This is a genomic window from Salinimicrobium oceani, from assembly GCF_012037645.1.
In genome coordinates, this window is record NZ_JAAVJR010000339.1 from 1 (window position 1) to 542 (window position 542).

The following is a 542-nucleotide window of genomic DNA, read 5'->3' on the forward strand; positions in this document are numbered from 1 at the left end:
CGGAAAGAGAAGAACTGGAAAGCCTTTATGAATCGGTAAGGAACATCCGCCAGGGCAAGAACACCAAATTTTCACTGGATGCAGCTTTTGACCTGGTGAAAAAATATCATCCAAAGGATTGGTTGCTTTCTGTGGAGATTTTCGAATTGGTTAGTGGTAAGGATGAGAAACTGGCGCCACAGGTACTGGAGCATCTTGAAGATGTGAAACAGCGACGCCCCGAAGTGGCTCACCTCATCGATAATGGATTGGACCTGGTGAAACCAAGTCTGGTAAAAGCTAATTAAAGTTTTAGTTCCTGCATTTCGCGTGCAGCACCAAACTCTTCGTTGTTATAGGTAAGCGTCCAGCCAAGGGTATTGGTTAAGATGTAGATCTTTTGCAGCTCGCTTATCAGCCGGTTTTTCGCATTAGACTTTAGTGTGGAATTCTCCACCTTTTCCAGCATAGATTTGTTGATGCGGGTTTTGATCTTGTTGTAGTCTTCGGCACTAAACTGGTTAAGATAATCCTGGGTAATGTCGTAATATTTAATATCCGGG

The 542-nt window shown here is 43.5% G+C and carries 1 protein-coding gene and 1 pseudogene; one reads left to right on the top strand and one right to left on the bottom strand.

Annotated features, from left to right (window positions below; genetic code table 11):
• A pseudogene (locus HC175_RS17065) lies at window positions 1–287 on the top strand (aromatic amino acid hydroxylase); the annotation flags it as partial.
• On the opposite strand, the gene HC175_RS17070 reads toward HC175_RS17065, so the two are convergent.
• A partial coding sequence (locus HC175_RS17070) for a DUF4230 domain-containing protein (protein WP_168139531.1) occupies window positions 284–542 on the bottom strand: 259 nt, incomplete at its 5' end. The pseudogene HC175_RS17065 and the gene HC175_RS17070 overlap by 4 nt on opposite strands.